At 41.2% G+C, this 23,800-nt stretch carries 36 protein-coding genes; 9 read left to right on the forward strand and 27 right to left on the reverse strand.

Going from position 1 to position 23,800, the window contains the following annotated elements; genetic code table 11:
• Positions 1-6: 6 nt before the first annotated feature.
• The 25 genes from ABH09_RS04680 to ABH09_RS04800 form a co-directional block, all read right to left on the reverse strand.
• Positions 7-171: a hypothetical protein gene (locus ABH09_RS04680; RefSeq protein WP_253715398.1), complete on the reverse strand. Its 165-nt coding sequence runs from the start codon at positions 169-171 to the stop codon at positions 7-9.
• On the reverse strand, positions 171-371 hold the full coding sequence (locus ABH09_RS04685) for a hypothetical protein (RefSeq protein ID WP_253715399.1): 201 nt from the start codon (positions 369-371) through the stop codon (positions 171-173). The genes ABH09_RS04680 and ABH09_RS04685 overlap by 1 nt, the downstream gene beginning before the upstream one ends.
• Positions 372-389: 18 nt before the next feature.
• Positions 390-638, reverse strand: a complete 249-nt coding sequence (locus ABH09_RS04690) for a hypothetical protein (protein ID WP_253715400.1) — start codon at positions 636-638, stop codon at positions 390-392.
• A gap of 2 nt (positions 639-640) precedes the next feature.
• A complete protein-coding gene (locus tag ABH09_RS04695; protein ID WP_253715401.1) occupies positions 641-1,081 on the reverse strand; it encodes a hypothetical protein in 441 nt (146 codons plus the stop codon).
• Positions 1,050-1,403, reverse strand: coding sequence for an HNH endonuclease (locus ABH09_RS04700; protein ID WP_253715402.1), 354 nt, complete (start codon positions 1,401-1,403; stop codon positions 1,050-1,052). The genes ABH09_RS04695 and ABH09_RS04700 overlap by 32 nt, the downstream gene beginning before the upstream one ends.
• A 15-nt stretch (positions 1,404-1,418) precedes the next feature.
• A complete protein-coding gene (locus ABH09_RS04705; RefSeq protein WP_371922124.1) occupies positions 1,419-2,093 on the reverse strand; it encodes a DUF5131 family protein in 675 nt (224 codons plus the stop codon).
• Complete coding sequence (locus tag ABH09_RS04710; RefSeq protein ID WP_253715403.1) at positions 2,093-2,302, reverse strand: hypothetical protein; 210 nt, start codon at positions 2,300-2,302, stop codon at positions 2,093-2,095. The genes ABH09_RS04705 and ABH09_RS04710 overlap by 1 nt, the downstream gene beginning before the upstream one ends.
• Positions 2,299-2,502: a hypothetical protein gene (locus tag ABH09_RS04715; RefSeq protein WP_253715404.1), complete on the reverse strand. Its 204-nt coding sequence runs from the start codon at positions 2,500-2,502 to the stop codon at positions 2,299-2,301. Before ABH09_RS04715 ends, ABH09_RS04710 begins: the two co-directional genes overlap by 4 nt.
• Positions 2,499-3,416, reverse strand: coding sequence for a DNA cytosine methyltransferase (locus ABH09_RS04720; RefSeq protein ID WP_253715405.1), 918 nt, complete (start codon positions 3,414-3,416; stop codon positions 2,499-2,501). Before ABH09_RS04720 ends, ABH09_RS04715 begins: the two co-directional genes overlap by 4 nt.
• 212 nt (positions 3,417-3,628) lie before the next feature.
• Positions 3,629-3,883, reverse strand: a complete 255-nt coding sequence (locus ABH09_RS04725; protein WP_253715406.1) for a hypothetical protein — start codon at positions 3,881-3,883, stop codon at positions 3,629-3,631.
• Positions 3,884-4,348: a hypothetical protein gene (locus ABH09_RS04730; protein WP_253715407.1), complete on the reverse strand. Its 465-nt coding sequence runs from the start codon at positions 4,346-4,348 to the stop codon at positions 3,884-3,886.
• A 3-nt stretch (positions 4,349-4,351) separates the two neighbouring features.
• Positions 4,352-4,585, reverse strand: coding sequence for a hypothetical protein (locus tag ABH09_RS04735; protein WP_253715408.1), 234 nt, complete (start codon positions 4,583-4,585; stop codon positions 4,352-4,354).
• A 3-nt stretch (positions 4,586-4,588) separates the two neighbouring features.
• Positions 4,589-4,873: a hypothetical protein gene (locus ABH09_RS04740; protein ID WP_253715409.1), complete on the reverse strand. Its 285-nt coding sequence runs from the start codon at positions 4,871-4,873 to the stop codon at positions 4,589-4,591.
• On the reverse strand, positions 4,870-5,388 hold the full coding sequence (locus tag ABH09_RS04745; protein ID WP_253715410.1) for a hypothetical protein: 519 nt from the start codon (positions 5,386-5,388) through the stop codon (positions 4,870-4,872). Before ABH09_RS04745 ends, ABH09_RS04740 begins: the two co-directional genes overlap by 4 nt.
• Positions 5,389-5,425: 37 nt before the next feature.
• Positions 5,426-6,232 (reverse strand): ATP-binding protein, encoded by an 807-nt coding sequence (locus tag ABH09_RS04750; RefSeq protein ID WP_253715411.1) that lies wholly within the window; start codon positions 6,230-6,232, stop codon positions 5,426-5,428.
• A 9-nt stretch (positions 6,233-6,241) separates the two neighbouring features.
• Complete coding sequence (locus ABH09_RS04755) at positions 6,242-6,664, reverse strand: hypothetical protein (RefSeq protein WP_253715412.1); 423 nt, start codon at positions 6,662-6,664, stop codon at positions 6,242-6,244.
• Between the two features lie 4 nt (positions 6,665-6,668).
• Positions 6,669-6,989: a hypothetical protein gene (locus ABH09_RS04760; protein WP_253715413.1), complete on the reverse strand. Its 321-nt coding sequence runs from the start codon at positions 6,987-6,989 to the stop codon at positions 6,669-6,671.
• Positions 6,973-7,860 carry a ParB/RepB/Spo0J family partition protein gene (locus tag ABH09_RS04765; protein WP_253715414.1) on the reverse strand — a complete coding sequence of 296 codons (888 nt, stop codon included), beginning with the start codon at positions 7,858-7,860 and terminating at the stop codon, positions 6,973-6,975. The genes ABH09_RS04760 and ABH09_RS04765 overlap by 17 nt, the downstream gene beginning before the upstream one ends.
• Entirely contained in the window at positions 7,848-8,072 is a 225-nt protein-coding gene (locus ABH09_RS04770; RefSeq protein WP_253715415.1) for a hypothetical protein, read from the reverse strand. Before ABH09_RS04770 ends, ABH09_RS04765 begins: the two co-directional genes overlap by 13 nt.
• The gene (locus ABH09_RS04775) at positions 8,069-8,503 is read right to left on the reverse strand and encodes a hypothetical protein (protein WP_253715416.1); all 435 of its coding nucleotides are present in this window, start codon (positions 8,501-8,503) and stop codon (positions 8,069-8,071) included. The genes ABH09_RS04770 and ABH09_RS04775 overlap by 4 nt, the downstream gene beginning before the upstream one ends.
• 282 nt (positions 8,504-8,785) lie before the next feature.
• Entirely contained in the window at positions 8,786-9,328 is a 543-nt protein-coding gene (locus ABH09_RS04780; protein WP_253715417.1) for a hypothetical protein, read from the reverse strand.
• Complete coding sequence (locus ABH09_RS04785) at positions 9,328-9,774, reverse strand: hypothetical protein (protein ID WP_253715418.1); 447 nt, start codon at positions 9,772-9,774, stop codon at positions 9,328-9,330. Before ABH09_RS04785 ends, ABH09_RS04780 begins: the two co-directional genes overlap by 1 nt.
• Positions 9,775-9,785: 11 nt before the next feature.
• Positions 9,786-10,553 (reverse strand): ParA family protein, encoded by a 768-nt coding sequence (locus ABH09_RS04790; RefSeq protein WP_253715419.1) that lies wholly within the window; start codon positions 10,551-10,553, stop codon positions 9,786-9,788.
• 623 nt (positions 10,554-11,176) lie between these two features.
• Positions 11,177-11,548, reverse strand: coding sequence for a hypothetical protein (locus tag ABH09_RS04795; RefSeq protein ID WP_253715420.1), 372 nt, complete (start codon positions 11,546-11,548; stop codon positions 11,177-11,179).
• A 529-nt stretch (positions 11,549-12,077) separates the two neighbouring features.
• The gene (locus ABH09_RS04800; protein WP_162663017.1) at positions 12,078-12,416 is read right to left on the reverse strand and encodes a type II toxin-antitoxin system VapC family toxin; all 339 of its coding nucleotides are present in this window, start codon (positions 12,414-12,416) and stop codon (positions 12,078-12,080) included.
• Positions 12,417-12,510: 94 nt separating this feature from the next.
• Between ABH09_RS04800 and ABH09_RS04805 the strand changes: the two genes are divergently transcribed.
• The 7 genes from ABH09_RS04805 (at position 12,511) to ABH09_RS04835 (ending at position 20,451) form a co-directional block, all read left to right on the forward strand.
• Entirely contained in the window at positions 12,511-13,038 is a 528-nt protein-coding gene (locus ABH09_RS04805) for a pentapeptide repeat-containing protein (RefSeq protein ID WP_253715421.1), read from the forward strand.
• The gene (locus ABH09_RS04810) at positions 13,035-13,643 is read left to right on the forward strand and encodes an MBL fold metallo-hydrolase (protein WP_253715422.1); all 609 of its coding nucleotides are present in this window, start codon (positions 13,035-13,037) and stop codon (positions 13,641-13,643) included. The genes ABH09_RS04805 and ABH09_RS04810 overlap by 4 nt, the downstream gene beginning before the upstream one ends.
• A 71-nt stretch (positions 13,644-13,714) precedes the next feature.
• Positions 13,715-15,502 (forward strand): S1C family serine protease, encoded by a 1,788-nt coding sequence (locus ABH09_RS04815; protein WP_253715423.1) that lies wholly within the window; start codon positions 13,715-13,717, stop codon positions 15,500-15,502.
• Positions 15,503-15,527: 25 nt separating this feature from the next.
• Positions 15,528-16,157: a hypothetical protein gene (locus ABH09_RS04820; RefSeq protein WP_162663025.1), complete on the forward strand. Its 630-nt coding sequence runs from the start codon at positions 15,528-15,530 to the stop codon at positions 16,155-16,157.
• Positions 16,144-16,764 carry a hypothetical protein gene (locus ABH09_RS04825; RefSeq protein ID WP_162663027.1) on the forward strand — a complete coding sequence of 207 codons (621 nt, stop codon included), beginning with the start codon at positions 16,144-16,146 and terminating at the stop codon, positions 16,762-16,764. The genes ABH09_RS04820 and ABH09_RS04825 overlap by 14 nt, the downstream gene beginning before the upstream one ends.
• 11 nt (positions 16,765-16,775) lie before the next feature.
• Entirely contained in the window at positions 16,776-18,434 is a 1,659-nt protein-coding gene (locus ABH09_RS04830; protein ID WP_253715424.1) for a FumA C-terminus/TtdB family hydratase beta subunit, read from the forward strand.
• 169 nt (positions 18,435-18,603) lie between these two features.
• Positions 18,604-20,451 (forward strand): methyl-accepting chemotaxis protein, encoded by a 1,848-nt coding sequence (locus tag ABH09_RS04835; RefSeq protein WP_253715425.1) that lies wholly within the window; start codon positions 18,604-18,606, stop codon positions 20,449-20,451.
• Positions 20,452-20,566: 115 nt separating this feature from the next.
• On the opposite strand, the gene ABH09_RS04840 is transcribed toward ABH09_RS04835, so the two are convergent.
• Positions 20,567-20,854 carry an HPF/RaiA family ribosome-associated protein gene (locus ABH09_RS04840; RefSeq protein ID WP_016522159.1) on the reverse strand — a complete coding sequence of 96 codons (288 nt, stop codon included), beginning with the start codon at positions 20,852-20,854 and terminating at the stop codon, positions 20,567-20,569.
• A 208-nt stretch (positions 20,855-21,062) separates the two neighbouring features.
• Between ABH09_RS04840 and ABH09_RS04845 the strand changes: the two genes are divergently transcribed.
• The gene (locus tag ABH09_RS04845) at positions 21,063-21,401 is read left to right on the forward strand and encodes a hypothetical protein (RefSeq protein WP_253715426.1); all 339 of its coding nucleotides are present in this window, start codon (positions 21,063-21,065) and stop codon (positions 21,399-21,401) included.
• 15 nt (positions 21,402-21,416) lie between these two features.
• Positions 21,417-21,905, forward strand: coding sequence for an Rpn family recombination-promoting nuclease/putative transposase (locus tag ABH09_RS04850; protein ID WP_253715427.1), 489 nt, complete (start codon positions 21,417-21,419; stop codon positions 21,903-21,905).
• 116 nt (positions 21,906-22,021) lie between these two features.
• Here ABH09_RS04850 and selB read toward each other — a convergent pair whose 3' ends face one another.
• The gene (selB, locus tag ABH09_RS04855; RefSeq protein ID WP_253715428.1) at positions 22,022-23,797 is read right to left on the reverse strand and encodes a selenocysteine-specific translation elongation factor; all 1,776 of its coding nucleotides are present in this window, start codon (positions 23,795-23,797) and stop codon (positions 22,022-22,024) included.
• Positions 23,798-23,800: the final 3 nt, after the last annotated feature.

Raw genomic sequence — 23,800 nt, forward strand, 5'->3', positions numbered from 1 at the left:
CTCATATTATCCGTGATTGATTAAACTGGTAATATGTCCACGTCCTAAAAGCGGCCGGTCGGATCGAGTACTGCGTACGTATCCCTTTTTCTTTTGCGGCTCAGGAAGCAGTTTTTGCGCATCCTCGCGTTTTACTTGTACTTCTTGGCGGATATTTTCAGTAGTAGTCATTATTCCTCCTTTAGAAATTCAAGCATCGTTTCCCGCATAACGCTCACCGGAATATAATTTCGCTCAGCGAAATCCGTAATGATGGCATCAAATATTCCTTTTAAACCTGTTAAAAGCACTTCGTTTGTGCCGCTTGCAGATAAATACGCTTTATCAGAGCTTTCGTCTAGTTGCCAGCTAATATGTGCCCGTTCTTTCATGTATTCATTCCTCCTTCTTTAAACCTTGAGCGTTTGAAATTCTGCCCATGCAATGACGTATGGATTATTCCTCTTACGTTCCCATGTGTCTGAGATAATCATTCCTCGCTCTCCTTTAGAAGCAAAATAAAACAGGTACTCTTTATCTTCTTGAGGAGGGGTATCTCCGTCTTTCAAAAAGTGCCAACTGTATTCATTAAGGCAACTTTGGTAACCGCTGTTAAAAGCCGCTTGCAGTTCATCCTCTTCTTCCAAATTAAATGCCATACTTATTCCTCTCTTTGTTTTTCCTTTTTGATACATTCATTTTTATATTCCGTTAGTTTATCTTTTACATACTGTACGTATTTTATTCTTGTCACTTTTTTACCAAGTTCCGTTGCTTTATAAAAACAACCTTTACCTTTTTCCATAAGTGATAATTTACAAAGATGTTTTAGAACTCCTTTATAGTAGTCACTGGCATTTTCATTTTGATAAAAGTTTATCCATTCGGCATACTCTATACTGATATAAGGATCACTAATATAATTAGATCCATAATCACGCTGATAGTATCCCAATGTCTGTAGTAACATTTCTATTTCATCAGACGTCAAATCAAATTGTAAATTTTTATCATCTGCATGAATTTTAACAAATTTAAAAGACTCATTAACTTCTAAAAATGTATCCATATTATTTTTTTTCAAACCAGAAAATAACATCATTTCCAGTCTCTTTTACCAGCCCAAAATCGGCGGCAAGTTTATAGTTATAATCCCTCTCCTTTAGAATTTCGACTTGGTGTTTAATTGCTTCCCTAAACTTATCAAGAGTTAATGTATGCTTATGCAAATTGCACCGTTGACAGGATGGGAAAAGATTGTCCTTTACATCTTCTCCAGCTATCGCAGGTTTTTCATCTAAACCTCTAAAAATCGGTTTTATGTGGTCTACACAAAATCTATCAGCTAACAGCTTTCCACAATAGGCACACCGGCCGTCGAACATCGCGCGAACTTCCTCCCGCTCTTTTTTGGTAAGTTTCAATTTAAAACCTCCTCTTTATTTTAACAACCTGCGCAAGTTTTTCTTTTGCACGACGGTTGTGAATTTTTCAAGCTCTGCGATAAGCTCTAAGATTTTTTCTTTCGGCGGCTCCGGCAGTTTGTTACGCTTCGGACTTGAGTCCGCTCCAATGCTGACTTTTCTAGGATTGCAATGTTTTATCATTGTGATAAATTCCGGTAAATCAAAATCCATAATAGGTTCAACTGTGATATATTTACGTTCTGCTGGTATTTTTGCAAAGCTTAAAACTCTATCAAGAATGGACGGACTTGTGTTCATTATTGCCCTGTACGTTCTATTTGTTTCTAAGGTAATACATAAAGAAAAATATTTATTTAGTAGCATTTGAAAAAACATTGCAAGTTTATCAGGATTTTTAGTTTGTAATAGATATTCGTTTTCAGGGTGCTTTTTGCAATGTTCTAATGTTTTATGCACCCAATCAAAGGGAACTTTTTCAGCAAACATATCGCAGCTTGAACCGACAAAAATAAAATTACCTTCTCCTAAATCGGTTTTCATCTCTTTTTCGTCAAAATGAAGCGACGGTTGTTTGCCCCAGCGCTTCATATAACAGTAGCTGCATCCGTGCGGGCATTCACCTTTTATCGTATTCCACGTATGCGTAATAAAGTTGTACATATTTCCGGTCGATTTATTTAACGGCATTATTTATCTTCCTCTTTTGTCTTATTTGAATAGCGGCTATCAATTTTCATTTTCCCTGTGTCAAACAAATACATTATGAATATCGCCATAGGGGAAAGTAATAACGACGCTGCAATCAAAAAAGCCCACATTTTTTTATCTCTTTTTGCCTCTCTAAAAAGCACAGGAATGTCCTTAAGCTGGTCTATGTAATATTTCGTAAATGTCATTTTATTCCTGCTTTGTTGTAAAAATAGTTTTCAAGTTCTTTTTCAAGATAATTAGTCTTGATTTCCCTCTTCAATAAACGTAAAGCAATCAAAGAAAAACAACTCAGTAATAACCCGCTTATATTTATTGGAAAGGTGTTAATTATTATTCCTACAAGAACTGCATAAATGATAATTATAAAAATAATTGTTTTTTTCATTTTATTTCCCCCTCTATCCTTTTAATCCTTTCCCCGATCCAACGCATGACAGGAACCGCCATACTGTTGCCGATTGCCTTGTAGCGCAAACTGTCGGGGCATTGTTCAGCAGGTTTTCCGTGCCATTCAATCTGTGTATAATCGTCTGGGAAGCCTTGTAACCGTTCGCACTCAAGCGGGGTAAGGCGGCGTATATATTTTTTTTCTCTTGCTAAAACTAAATCGAAACAATCGGATGCAGCACTACTTCTTAATGTTGCGGCTTTCTTATCTTTGTGATATTTGAAGTTTCCTCCGCGACGGAAATAATTAACGCCTTTTCCAATAGCGGCGGTAGCTTCCTTTTGTGTTTCGCTGCCCGCCACAATATTCCCGCACACGCCTTGCTGCTCAAATAATACTTTTGCGGCAAGGTCTGTTCGGTTATCAATATGTCCAATAACGAAGACTCTACGGCGGCGCTGGGGAACTCCGAAGTATTGAGCGTCAAGCACCCGGTACGTCCACCCATACCCGCATTCTTCCAGCCCGGCAAGGAACGATGTAAAATCATATCCGCTGTTCGAGGATAAAACGCCGGGGACGTTTTCCCATATAACCCAGCGGGGGCGGTATGTTTCCACAATTCCCAAATAGGCATACATGAGAGCGCCTCGCTCGTCAGCGGTTCCTCCTCGCTTTCCGGCAATACTGAAAGACTGGCAAGGTGTTCCTCCGGCCAGAATGTCAAATTGTCCGATATTCCATTTTTCATATTGCGTAATATCTCCATAGTTTTTTACGGCAGGGTATTTTTGCTTCAACAATTCGCAAGGAAACGGTTCTATCTCTGCAAAACCTACAGGCGTAAACCCTAACAGCTCCCACGCGGCTGTTGCTGATTCAATACCGGAGCAGACTGATAAGTAGGTCATTTAATAACTTCCATCACAAGGACTAAATCCACATTCCTCACACCAGATAGGAGATGTAAAACAGCTAAAAAAAGCCTTTCCATCAACTGTAGGGCATCCGCATTTTTTACATAGCCCATTTATAGTATCAAAATATAAATTTCGTCCTTGCTCTGCTTTGCAATGGCTATACCGCCATATATCAGGATCAAAGGTTATACCGTGTATATTGGTCATGTTGTTTTTACGTCTCCAAAATTATATTTCTCACCACAAAAAGGACAGAAAGAAAAAACGACACTGTCTGTTGTTTTGTTTTTGTAAAACTCACCTGTTTTAGTCTTCTTGCGAAAACTATAACTTCCAGTCATAAATGTCTGAATCTGATTATTATTACCAATACAAAACGAAATCCCATTCATTTTCGCTTCATTATCTCCGCAATTCTCTTGTAAAAGTTCTATAATTTTTTCAACGCAATCGCACATTTACTCCTCCACCAATTCCCCGCAGGGGCTGCCGTCGTCGGCAAAGACATAATCCAAAAACAAAACTGTATAGCTACAGGAATAGCCGTTTCCTAAAAAAAAACCATTATCATCATCAAATCCCACAACCAATAATTGAACGTTATTCTTTTTATCTTTTACCCATCCGCCGTGTTTTTTACTTGCTTCTATCGCTTTTTCAACGCTTTCAAACGGCTTGTACTTCGGTTCGACGGGCGGTTCGATAAGATAGGCTAAAAGAAACACTGCATTATCATCTTCTTCAAACCGTTCCATTTTACTGCTATCACAGATAGATCTAAGCACATACACAAACCGTTGCACACTATCGCTTTCCACCTTCTTGCGTAGGTCATGTATCGTATCAGCAAAAACACACCTACTCCCAATCGGTAACTCATCCGCATTAAGCGCGGTGTATACTCTCGATTTGTCAAATTCCATGTTTTATTTCTCCTCTTTCAATTTTCCTTTTGCCGATAAAAGCGCTTTGTCAGGACATCCGTGATAATTTCTCGTACTGCAAGAATAATTTTTGTCTTGATAGCTACAATCTTCACCGGCAATACTGCGACCGTAATGGGTATAGCGGTGCGGAGCAAAACAGGGACGCTTTACACATTCCTTGTCAGACACATCACAAATAACTCTTTTCCCTTCTATTTTTATTTTAATCTCCATGATTTATTCCTCCTCGCTTTTGTAAAAATCTTCGTTACAACGAGCGAACACCCCTTGTCCGTCAGCTTTTATTGGAAGATCTCCTTCACATTCACCCAGCCCTAGAACTTCCGTATATTCACGGTCTGCAAAACAAGAATCAAAGATTTCATCAGCGGAACATTCAAATATTTTATAGGCGTCTTCAATGTTCCTTGCCCATACTTCGATTTCCTCTGTATAGATCAGTTTTTTGATAAACGCCGAATACCGCTTAAACCCTTTTGCTTCCATTTCTTCGATTGTCATGTTGTTTTTTCTCCTTTTTCCCAATCTACCGGGGTAAAGATTCTATCAAGCTGCAATTTGTCTTTAACAAATACTGTTACGTGTCCCAAATCAAAAAGACCGTAAACTTTCCAATCACAAGGTTTGTTATCTTTTTTGATCCCTGAATTACACTCGTAAGGATTTTTCGTAATTCCTTTACAGCAAGGGCAAATAAACTTCTTAGAAGGAATGGATTTTAGAAAATCATCTACAGTGTCAAAAACAAAAACTTTACCCTCTTCAATTTTTGGCATATTACAATCTTGATAATAGTTCATATACCAATAACTTCGTTTTTCTTCCCATTTATCCAAAAGTTCAGAAGCTGACAGATTTAGTTTTTCTGCATAATGCAGCACTCTGTCTATTACCCAGTTTAATTTTTCTGCATATTCTGTATTTTTCTGGTTGCGAGCAATATCTTGCTCAACCGCTTGTGATAAAGTCTGATACCCTTTACATTTTTTCAATTCAATTAAATCTTCTTTTTTCATTGTTTATTCTCTTTTTTCATTGTTTATTCCTCCGTTATCAATTTATTTTCCGCAACTTTGCCCGATAGCTTTCCCAGTTACAAAGGACAACTTCGCCGACTTCATCAATGCGATCTTTCAGTGCATGTTTACCACTCTGATCGATACGGCTGCAGAGGGCTTCAAGATCGATATTACCGCAAAGAACGAGTGGCAACATATCGTTATATCTTTTGCGCAATATGATATTGAGCCAATTGATGCGACCGGCTGTTGGGTTTACTTTGTCCACTTCATCAATAACTAACATTGGGGCGGATGCATATTTAGAAATTACTTTCTTCATCCCCTCTCCGGATCTTTTTTGTGCATCTTGCATATCGATAGCGATATCATCGAACTCACGAAATATTCCACCGGTCATTTTTAAGACCGCATGAGCGAGGTGAGTTTTTCCGGTGCCATTCTCTCCGAGTAATAACAACCACGTGTTTCTCGGTTCTTTTGCAAACTTCAAAACACGATTAAATGCAGCTGTCTTTTTTTCGGTTAATTCAAAATTTTTGAATCCTGCATTCCGATACTTCGCCGGAAGACCGTCAATTCTATTAAAGATTTTTTTGAGTTTCTCATGTTCTTGTTTTTCCTTTTTTTCTGCTTCTTCCTGCTCTTTCCAACATACCGGACACAAACCCTTTTCACCAGAAGAAGTATCAAGCATAGTTTGATATGTACCGTGTTTTTCACAAAACGCTTCAGCGGGTTTGTATTTATCAGGAAGAAGACGCATAAGAAACGCTTCACGAGGTTGAACAGTACGCATGGTAAGGGTGCCATCTTGATAAACCGGTGTTTCTGTTCGCATTATTTAACCCTACCTTTCAAGGACTTCCTCAAGTGCCGGAATAAAAAAATCATCACAGCTCTTTTTTGTCTGTTCACACTTTTCTTTCCACTTGAGCTTTTTGCAGAGAGAACAGTCGTGTGTCGCGATAATATCTTGTATCACGATTGCGCGCTCATCGATATTTTCTTTGTCCGGATTTCCATTAAACCATTGTATAACTAATGTTTTTTCATACGCTGCCAGTTTCGGTGCTGCCCATGTGGTAAGTTTTTTCTTACAGGCCGGACATAACAATATTTTGGTATACCGATGGACGTCATATTCGCTAACACCTATGGTATGACATGATCGCCCTTTAATTTTTTTGCCACATTTTTGACAACAAATCTCATCTACGATATTGAGGTCTATCTCACGTATCCGATTGTTTTCCAAATCAACTTCAACCATTCTTTTATCCTTTGATCCCATCGAGACGTTCCTTAAATTCATACATACATCGCGGATACTCTTTCCGTGTACGGTTTAAATAACGCATAATACTGGCCGCAAGCTCTGAAGCTTCCTCTTCCCGCTGTTGCGTGAGTAATGAGCAAACCATAACCAGCTCTTCAAGACAGACTAGTTTTGCCGTATTCATCCAGACCGTTAATTCTGTTTTCCCTTGTGGATTACACGACGTACATCCGGAGGTAAAGGTAAGTTCTTGATTCCCAACCCCGATAAATACTTTTCCATCTTTTATAATCGGTGCTATCTCATACATCTGTTTCATCCCCCGTATCCACAAGTTTCGCAGGCTTAGTCGGTAACGCCGAAAGCGATATCCAGTACAGGCCGGTTAAAAATGTATGGAGTGTTTCAAATTGTCCAATATCGTGCTGATATATTCCTTCGTGAATATATCCGCTGCTCTGTTCATTCGATGAACTTGCAATAAACAATACCGGTGTATTTTCTTCAGGTTTCTGTTCTGTTATCGATATCCATTGTTGCACCGGTGTTTTTTTAGTGGAGTCGTTCTTTTTGCCTATCTGTTTCATTGTGTCGCTATAGGCAGCATGGATACTCATTGTTCCCGACTCAACCGCTGCCTTTATTTCAGGGCTCGCTTTATTCTGTATGGTACGAGCTTTCTCAACCTTTGATCGTGATATACCGATTTTCTGTGCGGTTATTTCTGCTGATTTTCCTTGTTGTCGAGGCTCATTATCATCAGTTGTTCGTCCACGGCTCTTTAAACTATCCAGTGTTTGCAGAGTTTTATAAATCTCTGCATCAGACAAATTACGTCGGTCGGTTTGAAGTAAAATGGCATATTCCAATGCTTCTTCCATACTATTAAAGTGATGGTAAAAAACCGGAACTTCACGTAATCCTGCTTTAATAGCTGCAAGCCGCCGGTGGTGGCCATCAACTAAAAGCATTCTTTCTTTCCATACATGAAGAGGTTGGCTTGTGTCATAACCTTTCTTTTGCATCGATTCACTGATTCGGCTAACCATCCCCCCATTAACCGGAAATAAATCCTTAAAATGAGTATCAAGCTGTATATCATCAATCGATACAAGAACTGATAATTCTGCGGCTCCCGAATTGGCGATTGATGCCTTTGCTAAATTACTTAATGCGGTTAGTGTTGCCATTGATCTCCTCCTCCAATAATTCTCATTTGTGTTTTAAGAGCTGATGAAAGTGTTTTTCGGTAATGCTTTTTTATCACGACACCATTGACAATAGCGTATATTTGATGTGTGTATGCCCGAGTCGGGGTGTTCATCACAATCGATTCGATAAAATCGGTATGCCGTAGTATATGCTTCCGGTTCTGCTCGTATGATGGATAACCGGCTTTCATAATGGTTCTCCTTCCATAATAATACCCCCGAACAATATTAGACTCAGTACGCAAGAAAGAGCAAAAAAATACGGCAGTATGGAACGCCTCTCTTTTCCTAGAACCTTACATTCAGCCTCACTTGAGGTTATTTCTGTATCAGGAAATAAATTAGGATATTTGTTTGTATCAACTTTTGCTAATCCCAAAAACGACAGGTTTACTATCTTATTATGCTTAATAATATCTTCCGCTATCTGTTTCCTATCTTTATCGTTTAGTTCAGAAACAGTTTTACACTTCTCCTCGATAGAATATTTATTCATGAAGCAGAGGCCTGTAAAATTACCCCATACTATGATAAATACAGCTAGTCTGATGAGAATACTGCGCGGTGTTTTTGTAAAACGAGATAAAACAACCATAACTAGTAGCGTAAAAAAGAAAAACATTATTCAAACTCCTTTTATTAAACTTTTTATTTAGCCTCAGTTGAGGCTATTTTTATTGGCAAAAAATAGAAATCATCAAATAGGAAACCAACAAAATCATATTTATTATGATGAGATATCTTAGTACAACGACAAATAACGATACAAGAAGAGAAAATTTCACAGAATAACTTAGGCCATTGCAATATATAAAATGCATGATAAACAAGAGCAATAATGCCCCAAATACAAATAGAATAAGATAAAAATACTGCATTTTACTTCACTCCTTTGAGTCTATTTTTATTGAAGAAAAATAGAAAACATCAAATCTGAAACCAAATAAATTATATTTATTATGATGAGATATCTTAGATTCACGTGTCGGTAGTTTTTTATAAAAATAAAATCAAACGTAATCGTGATAATAACGAAATAAAGTGTTATATAATATCTCTGGTCTGAATTATTTTGAGGCCGCTTTGTTGTCTCAGTTGAGTTTATTTCCGTAGCAGAAAATAAATCAGGATATTTATTTGTATCAACTCTTGCTAATCCAGCTAATCCAAAGGCAAAGCGATCTATGAACTTGTTATAACTAACAATATCTTCTGCTAATTTCTTTCTATCTTCATCCTTTAGTCCAGAAATAGTTTCACATGCTTCTTCAGCAGCGTATTTATACATAAAAGTAAAACAAATCCCCGAACCCAATATAACGACACATAACGATACAATAAGAAAAAGTTCCACAGATGAACTTAGGTTCTTGCAAGATATAAAATACATGATAAACAGGATCAATAATAACCCAAATATAAATAGAATAAGATAAAAATACTGCATTATTTGCCTCCTTTATGATTTTTTAGTCGATTGATATGCTCAAGCAGGAAAAGGCAATGACTGGTACTGCGTTCCTGTTGTTTGTTGCCCACCATAAAACTATAGCCTGCTGGAATGAGTTCAATGTCTTTAAGAACACTCCCGTCATAGTTAAAATAGGTTTGTTTGATAGGATAATATTCCTTGCCATATGAAAATTCTTTTACAAGGAAAACCATTGCAGTCGCCATATTACAATTTTCGCAAATAGTAATAGTATCCTCTTTATCATCGCCTACGGTTACATAAACAGGGTATGCTTCTTTATTTGCAACAATCTTTTCAAGAAGTTTTTTTGCTCGCTTTGAAATCGGTTTAAGAAAAACACCCGCTAACTGTTGTTCTCGTTTCCGTGCCTCCATACTGACAGCTATACGGTTAAGAGCCTTTTCAATTGTTTCTTTCATATTTCGACCTTTTAAAACTTTTCGGGACGAATCTCTTCTTCCAACAAGAGAGAACACAAATCGCACACAGCATTATGGAGCTTTTCTGTTTGCCCTTTACTGCAAAGTAACTCATTCGTATCGGCGAATTTTCGCATATTTCGGGTAAAGGGGAATCTTACTGGTAGCAGCTTTTTCCCTAATATATCATGCTGTGAAAATAAGAGTTGATATTGATTTTGAAGACTTTCAAGGTTACTGTCATAACGACTTTCATACCCATTGAAAAACAAGAACCACTTATCAAAACTTTCCGTTTCTAAACGGAGCTTTTGACCTAAGAAGACTGAAGTATTGAAGTTAAACTGATCATAATTGATTGGCGTAATAACATAATCTGCTGCGTTTATTGCATTTAAGACGATATTATCGTATGTCGGTGCTGTATCGATAAACACGGCGTCATACCGATTGTTTAACGTTACCATCAAGCGTTTCAAGATACTTATTGACATTGCCCGAAGGTCAACAAGCCGTAAACTTGACGGGATGATGTTAATATTTCCATTCTTTGTTTTAATAACAAAATCGGACAGGTTATCGCTTTGTAATGCATAAGCGATATTGCTCCGATCGCTTTCGTTACTATCTTGTAGAAAATAGAACGAACATGAGTTATTAATGTCCATATCGAGGACAAGAACTTTTTTACCGGCAGCCGCGCAGCATTCCGCAGCTGTTATCGTTGTCGAAGATTTGCCGGTGCCTCCTTTGAGGCTTGCAAATGTATACACCTTCATCTTTTGCTCCTGTGAGTGTAGATAAGATTAGTCGATAGGATAAAAAAACGCCCTCAAAGGCCGTTTTCTCTTTGAGGGCGTCCCGGAATAATAGTCTTTAAGAGAGAGCTATTATCCCTATTAACCAACGACTAGCCGTCATTGATAAAAATAAATACATGGAAAAACGGCAAAGCCATATACTTATTTTTCACTACAATGGAGCGAATCGAGCCTTTAGACCGCCGAAACAGGTTCTAAAGAGCGCTATCCGCGCTTTGTGTGTAAAAATAGCTTTGTCAATTTTTGCTACAATGAAGGTATGCTCTTTTTCGTGATTGTTATAAATACTGTTTTGATAATGACTTGCCTGTTTTTATCGAGTTTCGCGTAAGCGCGAAACTCACTACTGGTTAATACAAGCGGCATCCTTGCCGCTACTGAAACAACCCTCGACGTATCAGAACCGCCACGGACGGCGGTGGTTCTATGCAGTAGCACGTTTGCATTGCAAACGTGTAGGTAAACAATGTACAAGGACGTATATTGTTTACCGTGCCTGCGGGTGTTTTTTGTACGCTCCTAGCATCTATACCTCCTATTTGCAAAAGGCATTTCAGTATCGCCACGGATGGCGGTGGTTCTCAACAGTAGCAAGTTTGATATACAAACTTGCCATCTATCGATGTACAAGGACGTACATCGATAGAAAGGCATTCTTTAATTGCTTTTTCAAACCCATGTTCCTTATCAACAGCAATATTGCGACGTACTGCATTAACAAATAAGCTGTATTGCTCCAACGGCTTGCAGCGCTTAAGTATTTCACTTGCTTTATCATAATTGATATTAACCACTTTTACGGATAATTCAAGGGCATATTCATTATGTTTTTGAGTGAATGAATCAGATAGTTTTAAGAGCGAATCACCACGATATGGTTCTTTTCCGTTATAAAATATATAAAACTCCGGTCCTTTTGCAAATAGGCGGATATCTACTGCGTTGCTACGCAAATTCCAATCCTCAACGTATCATAGATACGCCTCCGGTTGGAATTTGCTAAGCGCCTTGTATCTGCTCCGCCTATTTACAAAAGGTATTTCAGAAGCGGCATGGATGTCCGTGGTTTCACGCAACGGCGACGTTTTTGCTCCGTAAAAACTCGCGTCCAGAAGTGTACACGGATGTACACTTCTGGACAGGCTATTTTCAAAAGGCTAACGGAAAGGGTGCAGCTGCACATAAATTAATCCTCAACGTGGCAGAAGCGGCACGGATGCCGCTGGTTCTAAACAGTAACCAGTTTGCTTGCAAACTGGCAGCCCAAAAATGAACAAGGAGGTTCACTTTTGGGCGAGGGTGGCGGTAGTTCCACGCATTAACGTGTTTGCCCTTGCAGCCAAGAATGTGGACGGACGTACATTCTGTGGCGAGGAATGTCGAGGGAAAGATAAAAATTAATGGATTAGAGGTGTATTTCAAGCCATTTTTGCCTTCGTGATGAAGAAAAATCTATTTGTCTTGAACTGCTCGTTAGTTTTGTTACATAATCGGTACAATTAATTGTAAATCCAATTCTTCAATTTGCTTAAAACCTTTATCAGCAGTGATAAGGGGTGAGCCATTTACGATAGCAGAAGCTGCAATAATTGCATCAGGGAGTTTTGTTCTATATTTCTTACGAATTTCTATTGTCTTTCCTTTTATATCATTTGACAGGGTGATTTCAGTGCAGTCATTTATAAAAGCTCTTGTACTTTGACTTTCCGTTTCAGTCATTCCGGAAAAAGATAAAAGTTCCATTGCAGAAATTATTGATAATGCAAGATTTTTCTCCAGATAAGGAAACATACAAGAATTGGATGCCCTTACACTAGGCATCAATTCCCCGGCTAATTTTCGTGCTCTAACTTTGACAAATAGGATAAAGACGTTATAATAATTAGTAACACGATTTCACCAGGAGTTTGTCAGCATGTTTGACAGGGCTAAAAACTTATCCTATGAAGATCTTGCAGCGATGTTGGCGGCCGGTCCCGATCTTAACAGTATGAATTTTGCCGGTCTTACACTTACCGGCATTGATTTTTCCGGAAAAAGGCTTTCCGGCTGTTCGTTTGCGCATACCTGTTTTACGGACTGCTCCTTTACGGGAACGCGGGTTAGGCTGTCGTTTTTTGATTTTGCCCGCTTTGTACATTGTATCTTTGATAAAGCCGATATTCAGCTTTCCTGCTTTGCAGGGGCGTCCTTTGATGATACCGTTTTTACCGATTCGGAACTGCTTATCAATAATTTTACCGGGATTACGACGCATGAATGCACTTTTAAGGATTCGGACTTGTATGCTTCCCGTTTTATTCACTGCTCGCTGCACAAGACGCCATTTGAAAATTGCAATATAAAGAAAGTTCATTTTACAGACAATGTGTATGATGATGTGTCGTTTAAATCTTCCAATACGCGCGTCGCTTATTTTGATACCGAGGAATTCATAAAATGAAAATATACCCTCACTACTCACCTCAAGGCTCTGTGAACAGTTATCTTGTCGGGAATGAGGTAAGCAAAGAAGCGTTAATTATCGATCCGGGAAAGATAACCGGTGAAGTAATCAACCATATCGAAAAGAACGGATATACGCTTGTCGGCGTATTCATTACGCATAATCATATCCGCCATTACGGGTACGGACTTCCGACTTTGTTAAAAATTTACAATCCGCGTGTATATGCGGCGGATCAAGCGCTTGTCGGTAAACATGGAAAGATGTTGTGGGGAGATTGCACGATCCCGATTGCCGGTTTTTCCGTTGAATGTTTTTCGGTGCCCGGTCATTCGCCCGATTCTTATTTATTTAAGATAGATAACTGTATTTTTACCGGTGACAGTCTTACCGCGGGGATAACCGGCAGCACGCTGCATAGTTTTGCGGCAAAAACGCTTGCGGAACAGCTGGAAAAAAAGCTGTTTATTCATGATGATGCACTTCTCCTTTTTCCGGGACACGATCCGCCGACTACGATCGGAGCAGAACGGAAATTCACGCATCTATCGATTTTTAAGGTTGACAAAAGTATGGTAAACTTTATACCATATAAAAAATAGACTATAGGAAATCCTAAAATCAAACCAAGTTTTTAGAGATGCCCTATGCATATTATGTAAGGAAGATGCTCATGAAGAACAAGATTATTTGTTTGCTTTTTTCTCTCAGTGTTACGGTAGCGTTTGCAGATATTAGAAATGCCGTCTGCATTGTAAGACCGAACTACAGCGAAAAAACCATTGCTTTTATGGAAGATACGTCCGATCAACTGAAAACTGCTGGGTATTCGGATTTGGCTGATCTTTTTAAAGATGCAAAAGAAGGTGTTTTCGGGTCAGGCTTTTTTATTAAAGGTCAAAATAAAAAAGACTATGTGCTGACTAACTACCATGTTGCCGCTTATGCGACATCTCTTACGTTGGAAATTGAAAACACTAACGGTGAAACGACAAAAATCGAAAACTGTAAAGTTATTGCCGTTGATGAAGAATTGGATCTTGCCATTGCTGAAGTTCCAAGCGGTAAAGTTGATTCGTATTTGACGTTTGCATCAAAAACTCCCGTCGACGGAATTGATGTGTGGTCTGCCGGTTATCCGGGGTTGGCGGGAAAACCGATGTGGCAGCTCGGGAAAGGAACCGTGACAAATGCTCGCGCGCGGCTGCCCGATGATATCGATCCGAAAATATCTACCTTTATTCAGCATTCTGCCCCTATCGACTCCGGAAATTCCGGCGGTCCTCTTCTTGTAAAAGCGGCAAATGCTCCTTCGGGATATGAAATTATCGGTATTAACTCTGCAAAGGCTATTTTCAGACAGGCAACTAATTTTGCAATCCCTGCTTCCACAATAACTAACTTTATGGATGAAAGAGCTTTCGCCGGGAATAAAAAAATCGAACGCAATTTAACTGCCTCTTTGAATGTGTTTGCCGAAAGCTGTAAACATTTTAAAATCGATAAAGAGAGTGATAAAAATAAAGAGATTGTAAAGCGAATCCGGAAATTAGCCATTTATATTTCCGAAGATTATGCAATCCGAAACGGGCTTGATGTATACATGAAAGCGCTGCGAAAAGCGCCTAAACTTTTTAGGAATGAAATATTAGCCGCATCGATTTTTGGAAATCCGATAAACGGAATCAGAACAGCTCTTGCTTATGATATCTATACTACCATTGATCCGGAAGAAAATACCTATTTACCCGATACGGGGACGGATATCAACAGCTTGAAAAAGACGGACAACGGTTATGAATTTGTGTTGTATGATGAAGTTCAGAAGTCGAAATTCTTTACCGTTTGGAAAAAATCCTATAATTCATGGCAGATGGACGGTGCCAGTCTGAATGAATCTCCTCAAAGCGGCACGGCTTCGAAAGACCAAAATAAAAAGAGTGCAAAGAAAGATAAGAAAGCTGCAGGAAAATCTTCGATTTTTATCGAAGAAATCCCTACAACAATGAGAATACCTTTATCGTATATCGGTTTTAATAGAGATACCGGTTGGAAATCTGCTTTTTCTTTCGGTTTCTTTTACAGCTTTAAATATGTGGAAGTCGGCATATCGGCTATTATCGATAAACCTCGCGATGCTAATGCTCGTGGTGATAAGTCTTCATTCGGTTTCTCGGGAAAAGGTTCCTTCAACTTTGCATTTGGGCTCAGCCCTGAGCTGAAGGGGCAGATACCGATCAACATCAATAATGTCCTATACATTGCACCGCAAGCATTTGTCGGAGTGGGGCTATTTATCCCTCCGGTCGATACTTTTGTACACTATGGTGCCGGAGTGGAATTTGTACCGGTTAATTTTACAACGTTATCTTTCGGTGCTGATTTTATTGCACGAACGTATTTAAAGGGAACGAAAACGACAAATCTCGGAGTTCGTATAAACGCATCAATACGATTTTAATTATATTGGAAGGAGATAACAGAACATGAAAACAGAAATCATTAAGAAGGGCGCGGTGCTTATCTGTTTGTTAAGCGTAATGTCAGCGTTTACTTCGTGTATCTTATTCAGCAACCTGAAAATGGCGGCCGAGGAGGGTAAAGCGAGTGTAAACGGTAAACAGGTTACAGCAGAATCGCTGGGAGATCCGAAAACAGACTGTCTGGCTTATGGGTACGTGAACGTAAAGGGTGTACACATGTATGTGCAAATGGATTCTTCTCAGGAGGCGCTTTATGTAACGCCTTTATTGATGGGAAGCGGTTCTTTTTGCTTTCCCCCTCTTGCAAAGAATCTCAGTTTTCAACTTGTGCGGCTTCGCTATGATAACTGGTTTACAAACTCCATTACGTACTACACTCCCGGTTTAGGAAAACAAGGTGCTATTGCATTTACTACGCAAAAAGCGGGTTTGCAGTTTATAGGTGCTTATGATTTTATCGTTAAAGGGACGGCATTTAAAGGCTATTCGGCAACATTGTCTCCTTATCCCCGCAGCGAACAATCTGAATATGAACTGAAAACGTTAAGTAAGATGAAAGCACAATTTAAAAACACGGAATGGGAAACACTGATCGATAAAAGAATAGAGGAGATTCAAAATGAGAAAAAATAAATACGCTATTATCTCGTTTGTTATTGCCATTACCCTTTTTATTACCGGTATAGAACTCTTTGCCGCCGATAAAAAAACTCCGAAGGCTCCTACAAGGAATGAAGTCGTTATCGTATTTTCTTTAAAGATTCAACCGTTGCCTGATGTGGAATTTTTTGCAAACTATTCACATATGCGTTTTTCAAAACTGGACATAGGTCATTATTACAGCACAACGGATAAAATAGCCATCAGTGCTTCTAATGTCAGAATACCTTTGGCGGGAATGCCGGAAGAAGATGCACGGGATATCGATTTCGCTATGATAACCCTTCCTTTTGCTTATGGGAAACGATATATTAATCTTCATAGTCTGCGGTATCATTTTGCCGGTTCAGAAGTAATATTTGTGAATCTTCCGTTACAGGCAAAAATCGAAGTACCGTCCGATGTACAGTACGTATATATCGGTGATTTTACCTGCAAGTGCAGTAAGCCGTTTTATGATATAACCGATGTAAAACGAACTGATAATTTTGATGCCGCTGCAAGGGCTGTCAAGGAAGTATACGGTAAAGATGCCGAACTTGAACGGGTGCCGTTGATTTCTTTGAATCAGGAAGATTAACAAGGTTTTGTATGGAATTTGAAAAGATTATTCCCGCCTCAGATCTTGCAGTGGCGCAGTGCGGAAATGAATTACCGGTTAACGGCAGCGTACTCGCTGTCTTTGCAGAGCAAGCGTTTAAACGATTGTCCTTTACTTTTCCTCAAGAGCATTTGGAAAGTTTGCTGAATGTTGCGTGCGATCCCGCATCTTCGGAGAATGACCGGCTCGTTGCAGTAAAATTGCTGGAAAATGCCGTCATTGCGGCGAAAGGTACGCTGCCGCTCTGTCAGGATACGGGCGTTGCACAAGTTTTTGCATGGAAGGATTCCTCTGTGTATTCGGTCTTAAACGCTGTGAATCGAACAATGCCTTTCACTTCCGATACGGAAGCGCTTACGGCTGGTGTCGGGAAGGCGTATAAAGAGAATAATCTGCGGTTTTCTATCAACATTCCTTCTTCGCTTTTTGATGAAAAAAACTCGGCTACCAATTTACCGGCTCAAGTCGATGTATTCAGTACAAACGAAAGCGGCGAGCCTTCGTACCGTTTCTTGTTTTGCGCGAAAGGCGGTGGTTCCTCCAATAAAACGGATTTTACCTGCGCAACAAAGGCGCTGTTAAACCCGCAATCCTTTGAACGCTTTTTGCAAACGAAAATCGCCGCTCTTGGAACGGCTGCCTGTCCCCCGTACACGATTGCCGTTGTTATCGGCGGCTTAAGCCCCGAACAAAACTTACAGACGCTTAAGCTGGCAACGACCGGCTATTGGGATGCGGTAGAGGCGTTAAACGAAGCCGGCGGCGCTATTCGCTGGACGGATACGGTCGGCGGAGTGCGCCCCCTGCGGTGTAAGGATTGGGAAGAGCGGGTATTACAGATCGCAGCGGAAACAGGATTGGGCGCCCAGTTCGGCGGTTCCCACCTTGCGGCGCATGCCCGTGTGTTCCGATTGCCGCGGCACGGGGCAAGCTGCTTTGCCTCTATAGGCGTATCTTGTAATGCGCACCGGAACCTCGTCGGTTATATCAGCCGCGAAGGTGCTTTTTTACAAAAAAACGTTTCCGATCCGCGGCCGTTCTTTGAAAAAGCGACGGCATATACAGCCTGTAGCGATGCGCATCATAGAGAGCCGGTTAAAGTTGATCTCAGCTCCATCGAGGCCGCACGCGCCAAGCTTTCCGACTATCCGGTAGGACAGGCGTTCCTCTTTTCGGGAGAGATTTTAGTTGCGCGTGATGCGGCGCATGCCCGCTGGAAGGCTTTGCTGGAAAGCGGTAAGCCGCTGCCCGATTACACGCTGCACTATCCGATCCTGTATGCAGGGCCGGCGGAAACACCGAAAGGCGCCGTTATCGGCAGCTTCGGGCCGACAACTGCGAACCGTATGGATCCCTATGCAGACGATTTGATGAGCAGAGGTGCTGCGTTGATTACCATTGCCAAGGGGAATCGGTCTGAACTGTGGCGTACCGCGTGTAAAAAATACGGCGCCTTTTATCTCGGCACCATCGGAGGCGCTGCTGCGTTGATTGCGGAAAAGCATATTACCGCGCGTAAAGTCCTCGACTATCCCGATTTGGGAATGGAAGCCGTACAGCTGATTTCGGTGAAGGATTTGCCGGTATTCTTGATTACAGATGATAAAGGGAACGATTTTTACGCTTCCCTACAAAAGAGCCTTCGGTAGGAAATGCGCATCCGGCGAGAAAAGAGAGCGTTTTTCTAAATGGTCTAACACTCATGTGCCGTTTAGTAACCATGGTTCTTTTTACGAAAATTTATTGACCGCGAAAATAAAAACTTCTATCATGACAAACACTATACCGTAACGCGGTACAGTGTGGGAGGTGTTACCGATGACTACTGTAGTTTCAAAGCCGCCAAAGTCTATTTTTGTCTTGAATCTTTTCATATACAGCGGTGTTTTTATTTTTATTTTCTTATATGCATGGTATACAAGAGTAGTTCCCAGAGAGGCGCTCTTTAAAATTTTTATGGCGCCTTCTACATTGTTGGCCGCCTGTATTACAATTCTTTTTCCTATTGTTCTCTATAAAAGAACTATGAATATCGTTCTCAACTGGGAAACGGAAGAAGACGGCGTAAATAAGGCGAATAGAGCGCTGAATATATATTCAAAGCTCAGTATCGTGGTTCCGATTGTATTATCGACTGTAACTCCGGTTGTATCACTATTATGGGTAGGTATGAATTCTACCGCACAGTTTACTGCAGCAATTTTTGCATCGGCTGGATGCTTGTTTTTTATCGCACTCTTTTTTTATGTGATTTGGATTCAGGCGCTTGAACAATATGTAAAATTTTTACCGCTTGAAAGAGAACATATTGCTATGTCTTATACAACGCGCGGTATGCTTGTCGGTTTTTTCCTTTTTATGGGTATCATTTTTCTCTGTGTATCTCCGTTTTTAGCAAGCCTCTATAACGGTATGACGATCGTCGGTACGATAACGCATTCAATTATTCCGATATCGTTGGTGGTGTTGGTGGGTGCCCTTTTTGTCACTTATACGCTTTACAAAGGTATTAATAACGAGATCGAAACTATTGTGTCGTTTACCGATAAGTTAGCGGTTGGAGATTTTACTCCGAGTCACTTAGAATTACGGCGCCGTGATATTTTCGGGCTTTTGGGGACAAGATTGAACGTATTCCATAAAAATACAGTCTCTTTACTTGCCGGCGTAAAAAACAATACCCAAGCAATGAAAGACGCTATCGGAGTGCTTTCCGTGAACACGGCGCGAACAGCGGATTCGGCTCATCAAATAAATACCAATGCCGAAGGAGTGAAACAACAGACTATCGCACAGGCTACAAGTGTTATGGAAACATCCGCTGCAGTCGAAGAGATAATCAACACGATCAAACAACTGAATGCGAGTATTGAAGTACAAGTGGAAAGTGTCGCTCAGTCTTCATCATCGATAGAACAAATGGCAGCGAATATCGCTTCTATTACGCAAACGCTGGAAAAAACCGATGAGGCAATCAAACGGCTTGCCGATGCGACTGCCGACGGGAAAACAACAATAGTGAATTCCAATGCCGTAACAAAAAAGATAGCTGAGGAATCAGGCGGATTGATAGAGGCAAGCAATGTTATCCAAAATATTGCAAGTCAAACAAATCTCCTTGCAATGAACGCTGCAATCGAAGCTGCTCACGCAGGAGAAGCTGGCAAGGGATTCGCAGTTGTTGCAGACGAAATACGGAAGTTGGCGGAAGAATCTTCCGTACAAGGCAAAACTATCACGATGACATTGAAAATGCTCGGCTCCGAAATCGCGAGTTTATCTACGTCATCAAAAACCGTCGAAGAAAAATTTGCCAGTATTTTCGAACTTTCCGAGCATGTAAAAGCAATGAGCACCAATCTTATGAAAGCAATGGGTGAACAAGAAAACGGTAACCGAGAAATCTTGGGGGCAATCTCGAATATAAAAACAGTAACATCGGATGTCAAAAGCGGGTCGGAGCAAATGCTCAAAGATGGAACACACGTTACCGGCGAGATACGGAAACTTGACAACCTAACAAAAATCATCACCGATAATATGAACGCAATGGCGCACGAAGCTGTTCAGATAAATAATGCCGTACAGGAAGTAAATGCTATTACGCAGCAGAATAAAGACACAATCGAAAGCTTGTCTGCAGAAGTCGGTAAGTTTAAGGTATAAATTGGCGCTCGACCGACCGGAATTATTCGTGTAGAGAGTTTAGTTCCTTCTCACTAAATTCACCTTGAAGGAATCGGTCCCCTCTACACGAATTAACCGATTTTTTTGATCTATTTTATTTTTTAGCTTGTATCTTATCCTTTTCCTTTCGTACTTTTTGATCCAAAATATCCATCAATTTATTGACCCCTGCGTTAAAGTCATAATCTTCGGTGGAAACGTGTGCGGTTCCACCCTTAAAATTGACGGTACATTCGTAGGTGAACTTTTTGTCGAATTTTATCGTGCAGAGGACATCGACAATTAAATCTTCCGCATACTTAATCCGTTCAAATTTCTTGTGTACGAAGGTTTTTTGATCTTCGTCCAGTGTAAATTTTACCGCCTGTAAATTGATGTTCATACGAGACCTCCTATACGGTATCAGGTGTGTGAAGGTGCCGCAAAAGTAGCTGCCTTTTGAAGCCTCCTTCTTTCAGGTCATTCTAAAAAGGTTGATCACGTTTTTAGAAACCTTCTTTATTAAGTATACGTAATAAAATGCAAAAAGTCGAGGAGAATCCGCACACTTTCGCGGGAACTAATGGATAAGGGAAGGAAAATTCATAATTATGAATTATTTTTCCCTTGCACCTTTCCCTTTTTACTCCTATACTATTTCTATGCTGAGTTTCAGAACTGGATTACCACAGTATCCTCAATCTCTCCACAAAGCGCAAAACTCGCGTAAGGCACTTGACAGAGCGATGATGGGCATTACAATCACTCAGCAACTCAGCAACTCAGCAACTCAGCAACTCAGCAACTCAGCAACTCAGCAACTCAGCAACTCAGCAACTCAGCAACTCAGCAACTCAGGCGTAAAGTCTGTCTGCGCCCTGAAAAACGGGCAGCTTTTTTTTCATAACCATCTTTCTTTTTTCTCATTAGCGATGTTTCGGGGTATGTAATGTATTGCGATCAATGTGTTGAATAGCCCGTTTAAATTAAGCGGTAAGATACATTCGATTTATCAGATACGGGAAAGGGAAGAACAAACACTTTTGGATGAACTTTTAGAAATCCATTTTCTCGACTTAACAAAGCTGCAAAAAGATAATTTGACAAGTCTAGAAAAATGGCTTATGTTTATCAAAACAGACAGTAAAGAGGAGAGAGCCATGCTAGCACAAGGAAATCCGATGATGACCAAGGCATCCAAAGTGATGGATATATTTTATCTTGATGAGCAAGAACGGAAGCGGTATGAGGCAGCGTGGGAGTATGAAAGCGACCGGCTCTCGATGATAAGCGAGTCTGAGCAGAAAGGACTTGAGCGAGGTAAATCGCTTGGGTCCCGCCAAGCAAAGCTTGAAACGGCAAAGACAATGCTGACTATGCACTATCCGTTTGAGGATATTTGTAAGATTTCAGGACTTTCGCCGGAGGAAGTACGGTCGATTAGTAATTTGTAATGCAGGTATTAGGCAGGAAAACTGCGAAAAAGTAGCTGCCTTTTAAGGCCTGTCCAGCCTCTCTTTTTCTGCGTGGGAGTAAAAAAACAGCCCGGTGCGTTTACCCTGTCTTAACCCTACAAGACGATTCGGTCATTCTCCTGCCGCTTTACCTTGCCGTTTTTTTCCAGAACATTGAGCAGCGGGATGACATATTTGCGCGAAAGATTGGTCGCGGTACGGGCATCTGCAATGGTGATGACGTCCCCTGCTTTTTTCCCTTTTAAGATAGCGGCAATCGCTTTGTCGTATATCTCGCGGTGGTAGTGCAAAAAGTTTTCCAATACAACGAGTTTGCCGAGCTTTACCAAATCGCGGGCGTCTTTCCGCACCTGCGGCAGCTGGATTTTATCTATTTCGATACCGTCAAACCCTGCTTTAAGCGCCAACTGCAGCAGCTGCTGTGCCGTTTTCGACAAGGTATCTCCGCTGCCTGCCAGCTTATACACACTGCCTTCATTGACCAGTTTGTTTTCCGCACACAGTTTTTTCAGGATTTCCTGCCGCACCTTTACCGGCACAGCCGTATCGATTTCCTCTGCCGTAAAACCTGCCTGACTTTTCTTTGCGGTCTCTAAAATCTTTGCTTCCCATTCGGCGAGCTTTTTGGTAAAGATGAGCTGTTTGCCGTAGGCCGTAACGTCTTTTGCGTCAGCCGAAAGCTCCTTGGGCTCCGCACGCTCTTTTTCTATAAAACCGTTGATAAAAAAGCCGCAGCTTTTCCACGACGGTAATTCCCGTCCGGCATACACCGAAAAAAACTGTTTAAAGACGGCCGCGCGGTAGGAGTCAAATGCCGCAAGTATTCTACACGAGGCAAGAATGGAACTTCCGCCGTGCCTGATAAGGACGGCCGGTTGGTTCCATCGTCCGGCGATAGGTTCCTGCAAGGACACCCGCGCCAGCGTAGGATCGGTTTTGTTAAAGTGAATCGCGCCGATAGCATTGGTACTGCCGGTGGCAAGTTCCAGTTCGATATGATTTTTCATACCGGTGCCGGTTTCCTGTTTGTTAAAATATTCATCGACGCGGACGAGCAGTTCGGAGCCTTGCAGCACGGGACTTTCACCCATGCCTGCAAGCAGCATCCCGCGTTCTACCTTTTCCTTTTCGGATATTTTCAGGTTGAGTGCCGTCCGCATTCCCGATTCGGAAGAAGATACGTCGGCGTGGTGATTTTGAATGTTTTTAATCTTGCATTCGGTTCCGCCGGGATAGAGTGCAAGCTGATCGCCGACGGCAACGCTTTTACCGCGGAGCGTACCGGTTACCGTGATGCCGATTCCTTTCAGCGTAAAGGCGCGGTCGATATACAGGAACGGCTTATCCAACGGAGCGGTACGGACGGCGCTCAATAATTCCGTAATTTTTTTCTTGAGTTCGTCGATACCCGCGCCGGTATGTGCGGAAACAGCCACCGAGGGTAATTCCCGTCCGAGGATTTCGCGGCAATGTCGGTTTGCATCTTCCCGTATCAGCTCGATCATATCGGGATCGGCCAAGTCGGATTTGGTTATGACCAACAGGATGGAGTTGATATGCATCGCTTTAAGTACCCGCAGGTGATCCGACGACATCTGCATCCATCCGTCGTCTGCTGCGACAATCAGCATTGCTGCGTCAAGTCCCCACGTGCCTGCTACCATGTTACGGATAAACCGTTCGTGTCCGGGAACATCGACGATGCCGACCGTTCCGTGTACGGGATCTTCCAAGGCGGCAAAACCCAGCTCAATGGTCATACCCCGCTTCTTTTCTTCGGGGATGTGGCTGGTTTCCACTCCGGTTAAGCATTTTACCAATGCGGTTTTGCCGTGATCGACGTGTCCGGCGGTTCCTAAAATATATGCCATAGT

Source organism: Treponema sp. OMZ 803, assembly GCF_024181165.1.
Classification (GTDB): domain Bacteria; phylum Spirochaetota; class Spirochaetia; order Treponematales; family Treponemataceae; genus Treponema.